This is a genomic window from Sphingopyxis soli (assembly GCF_018682675.1).
Classification (GTDB): domain Bacteria; phylum Pseudomonadota; class Alphaproteobacteria; order Sphingomonadales; family Sphingomonadaceae; genus Sphingopyxis; species Sphingopyxis soli.
In genome coordinates, this window is record NZ_JAFMTR010000037.1 from 1 (window position 1) to 6,580 (window position 6,580).

Annotated in this window: 7 protein-coding genes; 3 read left to right on the forward strand and 4 right to left on the reverse strand. The window is 65.7% G+C overall.

Features of this window, described 5'->3' with window-relative positions:
- Positions 1–97 precede the first annotated feature (97 nt).
- Both J1N50_RS04995 and J1N50_RS05000 read right to left on the reverse strand, forming a co-directional pair.
- On the reverse strand, positions 98–643 hold the full coding sequence (locus J1N50_RS04995; RefSeq protein ID WP_246553134.1) for a DUF1993 domain-containing protein: 546 nt from the start codon (positions 641–643) through the stop codon (positions 98–100).
- A 26-nt stretch (positions 644–669) separates the two neighbouring features.
- Complete coding sequence (locus J1N50_RS05000) at positions 670–2,451, reverse strand: ABC transporter transmembrane domain-containing protein (RefSeq protein ID WP_215350638.1); 1,782 nt, start codon at positions 2,449–2,451, stop codon at positions 670–672.
- 250 nt (positions 2,452–2,701) lie between these two features.
- Between J1N50_RS05000 and J1N50_RS05005 the strand changes: the two genes are divergently transcribed.
- On the forward strand, positions 2,702–3,922 hold the full coding sequence (locus J1N50_RS05005; protein WP_215350639.1) for a polyhydroxyalkanoate depolymerase: 1,221 nt from the start codon (positions 2,702–2,704) through the stop codon (positions 3,920–3,922).
- Positions 3,923–3,986: 64 nt separating this feature from the next.
- The gene (locus J1N50_RS05010; RefSeq protein WP_215350640.1) at positions 3,987–4,976 is read left to right on the forward strand and encodes a dipeptide epimerase; all 990 of its coding nucleotides are present in this window, start codon (positions 3,987–3,989) and stop codon (positions 4,974–4,976) included.
- Here the strand turns inward: J1N50_RS05010 and J1N50_RS05015 are convergent.
- Positions 4,973–5,437, reverse strand: a complete 465-nt coding sequence (locus tag J1N50_RS05015; RefSeq protein ID WP_215350641.1) for a pyridoxamine 5'-phosphate oxidase family protein — start codon at positions 5,435–5,437, stop codon at positions 4,973–4,975. The two genes, J1N50_RS05010 and J1N50_RS05015, sit on opposite strands and share 4 nt — an antisense overlap.
- 73 nt (positions 5,438–5,510) lie before the next feature.
- The gene (locus tag J1N50_RS05020; RefSeq protein ID WP_215350642.1) at positions 5,511–5,906 is read right to left on the reverse strand and encodes a VOC family protein; all 396 of its coding nucleotides are present in this window, start codon (positions 5,904–5,906) and stop codon (positions 5,511–5,513) included.
- Positions 5,907–5,994: 88 nt separating this feature from the next.
- Here J1N50_RS05020 and soxR point away from each other — a divergent pair, with 88 nt between their 5' ends.
- Positions 5,995–6,465 (forward strand): redox-sensitive transcriptional activator SoxR, encoded by a 471-nt coding sequence (soxR, locus tag J1N50_RS05025; protein ID WP_215350644.1) that lies wholly within the window; start codon positions 5,995–5,997, stop codon positions 6,463–6,465.
- The last annotated feature ends 115 nt before the right edge of the window (positions 6,466–6,580 follow it).

The following is a 6,580-nucleotide window of genomic DNA, read 5'->3' on the forward strand; positions in this document are numbered from 1 at the left end:
CCGCTTCAGGACGCCAGCCCCCTCCACCGCCTTCGGCGGTCCCCCTCCCCGCAAGCGGGGAGGGTCTTATGTCCACTTCCGGTCGAAAGCCGACGCGTTAGGCCGATGGTCCGGTCCCCGGGCGCAGATACTGCATCATGTAACCGACATAATCGGCCTTGCCGAGCGGGACGCCCACGTGGCGGAGCACGGCGTAGGCGGCGACGAGATGGAAGTAGAACTGCGGTTGCGCCCAATCGCGCACATAGGAGACGGCGGTCATGTCGAAGGCCATGCCGTTCGGCAGGTCGAAGCCGACCGCGCGGTCGGCGTCATCTCCCAAATCCGCGGGAGCAATGGCGTCGAGCCACGCGAGGGTCTCGGCGATCTGCGCCTGCATGCCCGCGAAATCCGTCGCGTCGTCGGCAAGAGCCGGGGCGCCGGTCGCGCCGAGGCGAACCGGGGCCTGCACCGCCTGCATACAGGTGAAGCGGACCTGGGTCGCGAGCGGGAACATATCGGGCGCGAGCCTCGACCCGATGAATTGCAGTTCGCCGACGCCATTTTCCGCGCCCCACGCCAGCGCCTTGGCGAGCTGTCCCGACAGCGCGCGGAGGCCGTTTGCATAAGCGGGGATGGTGATGTCATAGAGCGTGATCGTCATCGGGGAGCGTCCTTCGAAGGGTGGCGTCAGGCGGCGGCAAGCTTGTCCTGGAATTGCAGCCGCGCGAGGCGGGCGTAGAGGCCGTCGGCGGCGACGAGGTCGTCGTGGCGGCCTTCCTCGACGATCCGCCCCTCGTCCATCACGATGATGCGGTCGGCGGCGCGTACGGTCGCGAGACGGTGCGCGATCACGATCGTCGTGCGGTCGTGCATCAGCGTTTCGAGTGCGTCCTGGACGAGCTTTTCGGACTCGGCGTCGAGCGCCGAGGTCGCTTCGTCGAGCAGCAGCAGCGGTGCGCGGCGGAGCAGCGCGCGGGCGATCGCGACGCGCTGGCGCTGGCCGCCCGACAGGCGCGCGCCGCCTTCGCCCATGAAGGTGTCGAGACCGTCGGGCAGCTTGCGGAGGAATTCCTCGGCATTGGCGGCGCGGGCGGCTTCCCAGAGTTCGTCGTCGGTCGCCGACCAGTTGCCATAGCGGAGATTGTCGCGCGCAGAGGCGGCAAAGATCACCGTCTCCTGTGGCACCATCGCGATGCGCGCGCGGATGTCGCCCGGATCGGCGTCGGTCAGCGGAACGCCGTCGAGGCGGATCTGCCCGGACTGCGGGTCATAAAAACGCTCGGCGAGCTGGAACAGCGTCGACTTGCCGGCGCCGGACGGACCGACGATCGCGACGGTTTCGCGCGGGCGGATCGCGAGGCTGAAGTCATGAAGCGCCGGGGCATCGGGGCGCGTCGGGTAGTTGAACTCGACATGGTCGAACTCCAGCGTGCCGATCGCGGGATCGGGCAACCGGCGGGGACTGGCAGGTGGCGCGATCGTCGGCTCGGCGACGAGCAGTTCGTTGAGGCGCTCGGCGGCCCCCGCCGCGCGGAGCAGGTCGCCATAGACTTCGGTGAGCGCCCCGAACGCGCCCGCGACGAGGCCGCCGGTGAGGACGAAGGCGGCGATCGTGCCGCCGGTGATCGTACCCGCCGCGACCCCCGCGGCACCATACCAGAGCAGGGTCGTGATCGCGCCGAACAGCAGGCCGATGACGGTCGCGGTAATGATCGCGCGCAGGCGGATGCGGCGCTTGGCAGTCGCGAAATTGGCCTCGACCGCGTCGGCAAAGCGGGCTGCCTCGCGCTGTTCCTGCCCGAAGGCCTGGACGATCTTCATGGCGCCGAGCTGTTCGGCGGTGGTCGCGCCGATGTCTGCGACGCGGTCCTGGCTCGAACGCGAGACCTTCTGGAGGCGACGGCCCAAAAGGACGATCGGCAGGATGATGACGGGGATGCCGATCAATATCCCCGCGGTGAGCTTCGGCGAGAGCGAGAAGAGATAACCGATGCCGCCGATCCCCATCACCGTGTTGCGGAGCGCGACCGAGACGGTGGTGCCGACGGTCTGCTCGATAATCGCCGTATCGGCGGTCATGCGCGAGGCGATTTCGGAGGGGCGGTTTTCTTCGAAGAAGCCGGGCGCGAGGCGGAGGAGGTTCTGCTGCACCGCCTCGCGGATATCGGCGACGGTGCGCTCGCCGAGCCAGCTCACGAAATAGAAGCGGAGCGCGGTCGCGAGCGCGAGGATCACGACAATCACATAGAAGAAGCGGAAATGCGGGCTGACATCGCCGCCGCCGGCGACGAAGCCGGAGTCGATCATTTCCTTGAACTGGTAAGGGATCGCGAGCGTCGCGAGCGCCGCGATGCCGAGCGCGACCGCGGCGATCAGCAACTGGAGCGGATATCTGCTGGCGTAATGCCAGACCATGCGCAGGCTGCCGAGCTTGCGCGGCGGGGTCGATTTATCGGATTTGGTCGCCATCGGCATCGCCCTAGCAGCCGCGCGGTTGCCGCTCAACGATGCAGAATGGCGGCGCGCTTCAAGGACCATGAAGCGGAACTGCGTAAAGCGAAGGCGAGCGCAAGCCCGCAATCGCTTCGCCGTCCCATAATATTGCCGGGGAAATATGGGCGGAATGACTTTGATGCATTGCACAATGACACCGATGGCCTAGACTGGTCCGAAAGCAGGCGCCGCCAGAGCGCCGCCCCGTACGCAAGGACTATCGATAATGCTGTATCATGCCTTTGAAATGCAAAAGAGTTGGCTCGCGGGGGCCAGCGCTCTGGCGACCGCCGGCGCCCAGGTGATTCAGCATCCCGCGAATCCCCTTGGCTATTTTGGCGGCAGCCCGATGTTCGCTTCGGCGCTCGAAGTCTTCGCCCATGCTGCCGCGCCGCGCGGCAAGCCGGGGTTCGAACTTTACGAGAGCATGTCCGAAGGCGAGAGCGTCCGCGTGACCGAAAAGGTCGAGGCGCGCAAACCCTTTGGCCAGCTCAAGCATTTCACGCACAAGAAGAGCGCGGGCAAACCCAAGCTGCTGATCGTCGCGCCGATGTCGGGCCATTATGCGACGCTGCTGCGCGGCACGGTCGAGCGGATGATCGGCGAGCATGACGTCTGGATCACCGACTGGCGCGACGCGCGCAACGTCCCGCTCGAAGCCGGCAAGTTCGACCTCGACGACTATATCGATTATCTCATTTCGTGGCTCGAGCACATCGGGCCGGGTGCGCATATGCTCGCCGTGTGCCAGCCATCGGTGCCGAGCTATGCGGCGGCCGCCATTATGGCGGCGGACAAGCACAAGTGCCGGCCGAAGACGCTGACGATGATGGGCGGGCCGATCGACACGCGCAAGGCGCCGACCGCGGTCAACGAACATGCCATGACGCGGCCTTATGCCTGGTTCCAGGAAAATGTGATCGTCACGGTTCCCGCCTGGTATCCGGGCGCGGGCCGACGCGTCTATCCGGGCTTTCTGCAGCTCGCGGGCTTCATGTCGATGAACCTTGGCAATCACATGATGAGCCATTGGTCGATGTTCAAACATCTGGTCGAAGGCGACGGTGAAAGCGCGGACAAGACCAAGGAATTTTATGACGAGTATCGGGCGGTCTGCGACATGACCGCTGAATTCTACCTCCAGACGGTCGATGTCGTGTTCCAGCGCCACGCGCTGCCCAAGGGCGAGATGCTCCATCGCGGCAAACCGGTCGATCTTGCGAAGATCGAGGATATCGCCTTGCTCGCGATCGAGGGCGAGCGCGACGATATTTCGGGGCTTGGACAGACGAAGGCGGCGCTGACGCTCGCCAAGTCGCTCCCAGCCGAACAAAAGAAATATCTGATGGCGAAGGGGGTCGGCCATTACGGCATTTTCAACGGCCGCAAGTGGCGCGACGATATCGCGCCGGTGGTCGAAAAGTGGATCCGCGCCAACGGCGCCTGATAGCCCAAGGCCCATTGCCGCAAAGCCCGCTTGCGAAACGTCGAAACGGCCATAGGAAGGGACGATGGCCGTTCATCTGAAAAGCGCGCGCGTCGAACGCTGGCCGGTGGCGGGACGCTTCATCATCAGCCGCGGCGCGACCGACCATGTCGATGTGGTAGTCGCCGAGGTCGAAGGCGAGGGCGCGACCGGGCGCGGTGAGGGCACGCCGGTCTATTATCTCGGCGAAGATGCCGTCGGATGCCGCGACCAGCTTTTGCGTGTCGCCCCCTACATCGCCGAAATGAGCGCGGCCGAGGCACGGGCGGCGGTGCAGGAGTTGATGCCGCCCGGCGCCGCGCGCAACGCGATCGATTGCGCGCTCTGGGATCTCGAGGCGAAGCAGCGTGGCCTCCGGCTGTGGCAACTCGCCGGATGCGATGGCCCGCCGACTGCGCGGACGACGGCCTACACCATATCGCTCGGTACGCCGGGGGCGATGGCCGAGCAGGCCGCGACCGCCGAGGCCGACGGTTACCGCCTGCTCAAGATCAAGCTGACCGGTGAAGGCGACCGGCTGCGCGTCGCCGGAGTGCGCAAGGGTGCGCCCAATGCGCGGCTGATCGCCGACGCCAACGAGAGCTGGGGTCCGGTCGATATTTTGAGCGAGGCCGAGGCGCTGGCCGATATGGGCGTCGAGATGATCGAGCAGCCGGTGCCGGTCGGCGCCGACGCATTGCTTGACCCCATCTATGCCCCGATTCCCTTCGTTGCCGATGAAAGCTGCCAGACCGCCGCCGATGTGGCGCGGATCGGTCCTTTCTACGACGGAGTGAACATCAAGCTCGACAAGGCGGGCGGGCTGACCGAGGCGCTGAAGGTCGCCGATGCGGCCGATGCAGCGGGGCTGTCGATCATGGTCGGCTGCATGCTCTGCACCAGCCTGGCGATCGGCCCCGCATTCGTGCTGGCGCAGCGCGCCAAATGGGTCGACCTCGACGGGCCCGCGCTTCTCGCGCGCGACCGTGAGGGCGGGTTCGAGTTCCGCGAAGGGCGGATCGCGCCGTCGGTCTAGAGCGTCACCTCCGCATGCTTGCCGAGGTCGCCTTCCTTCATCGTCATGCCGGTCGCGAGTTTGAACATGCCCTTCAGGTTCGGCTCGGCGGTCCAGATTTCGGCGTCTTCGAGGTCGAAGCGGAGCAGGACGAGTTTCGGATCGTCCTTGCCGCCCTCGTACCAGGCCGCGATGCTGTTGTTCCAGAGCTTGTCGAGGACCGCGCGATTGTCTTCGCGACGCAGCGTACCCGATATGCAGGCGAAGAGGTCGTGCCCCTTCGAGGCGAATTGCGCCATAGCGGGGCCGCCGCCCGCGATGCGGTTGTCGGTTGCGGTGAAGAACCAGAAGGCGCCGTTCGCATCCTTGTCGAGCTGCGCGTTCATCGGGATATGATGCTGACGCTCGCCGGTCAGGCCGATCATGACAAAGGGGCTGGCGTCGAGCGCCTTCCAGAAATCTTGTTTGATATCGTCGCTCATCGGCAGGGTCTCCTTGTCTCGTACTCCCCCCGATGAGCGATAAACGCGCCTGAATGCGGTATGTTGCGACGATTCAGCGCGGGCGCGGCTCGGAATAGCTGACCACCTCATATTCGATGCCGTCGGGGTCGAAGAAATAGAAGCGGCGACCGGGTTCGTAGTCGCCGTGGTTGAAGGGGGTGAGACCCACCGCCTTCACGCGCATCTCGATGGTGTCGAGGTCGTCGACCTGGACGCCGACATGGTTGAGCGGCTCGCCCTTCGGATAGCGGGCGTCAGCGTGTTGGCCGTCGGGGCCGGTGTAGAGCGCGACATAGGCGGTGTCGGTGCCGAGATGGATCGTCCGGCCGCCGTCGCGTGCGGGACCGCGCCAGCGTTCGTGCCAGCCGAAGATGGCCGACAGGATACCCGCGGTGCGATCGGGGTCGCTGACGGTCAGGTTTACATGTTCGATGAAGGGGTGCGTCATGGTTCTGCTTTCGTGATTCGGGTTGACGCAGCGGTGTATGAAAGCTCAAGTGAGGTTTAGATCAAGCGGAAAGCGAAAGAACATGGCCATGCATCGGACCGACCTGATCGCGATCGGCGAATTGGCGGCGCGTACCGGCACCGCCGTGTCGGCGATCCGTTTCTATGAAGCGAAGGGTTTGCTGGAGGCGCTGCGTACCGCCGGTGGGCAGCGGCGCTTTCTGCGCGCCGACATCCGCCGCGTGTCCTTCATCCTGATCGCGCAGCAGATGGGACTGAGACTGGAGGAGATCGCCGCCGAGCTCGCGCGCCTGCCCGCCGGACGCACCCCGAACGCGGCCGACTGGACGCGGATCAGCACCGGCCTTCGCGCGCGGATCGATGCGCGGATCGCGGCATTGGCGCGTACGCGCGAACTGCTCGATCAATGTATCGGGTGCGGCTGTTTGTCCTTGAAGAAATGCGGGCTCTATAACGCCCGGGACAAGGCGGCGCAGCGCGGGGCGGGGCCGCGCTATCTGCTCGGCGACCGGGCAGGGGATATTGCCGAGGTGGGATGATCCCCAGAACGGGGCGATGGTCGGTTATGGGGCGGGGAGCGGCCTTCCAAACCTCGTCATGCTGGCTGCGGCGATGGCCTCGCTGTTTCAGCATCCATGGCCGGGCCTTGCATCC